The following is a 450-nucleotide window of genomic DNA, read 5'->3' as shown; positions in this document are numbered from 1 at the left end:
TCGCTGACCAGCGTGATCGCCTCGGTCAGCTCGAGGGCGGCCTGCTCCTGCTCGGTGAACAGGTTGCGGGACTCGCGCCAGACCGGCAGCAGGTTCAGCTTCTGCTGGGGACCTTCGCCGTGCAGGTAGTCGAGGCTGTGCATGTCGGCGCAGTACGCGCAGCCGTTGATCTGGGAGGCGTGCGTCCGGATCAGGTGGGCGAAGTTCGCGTCGAGGCCGGCGCCGGCGGTCGCGTCCAGCGCGTTCAGAGCCTGGTAGAACTCCGGGGCCAGGTTGGCCAGCTTCACGCGTCGGGTTGTCGATGTGCTCATGGCTCCAACCTAGGCCTGGATCGGCCCAGGTGTATGGTCCACTTCCATGGGAGATCCAGGGGCCAATTCCGCGGGCGCCGACCTGCATCTCGACCTGGCCGCATCCCGGGGCCGCAACGACCTGGTGCAGGCCCTGCAC

Annotated in this window: 1 protein-coding gene; it reads right to left on the bottom strand. The window is 67.8% G+C overall.

Features of this window, described 5'->3' with window-relative positions:
- On the bottom strand, nt 1–311 hold a 311-nt coding region (locus tag E1292_RS50675; RefSeq protein WP_132606902.1), incomplete at its 3' end, for a carboxymuconolactone decarboxylase family protein.
- Nucleotides 312–450: the final 139 nt, after the last annotated feature.

Source organism: Nonomuraea deserti, from assembly GCF_004348685.1.
GTDB classification, from domain to species: domain Bacteria; phylum Actinomycetota; class Actinomycetes; order Streptosporangiales; family Streptosporangiaceae; genus Nonomuraea; species Nonomuraea deserti.
This window is presented reverse-complemented; position numbering and strand designations above follow the sequence as displayed.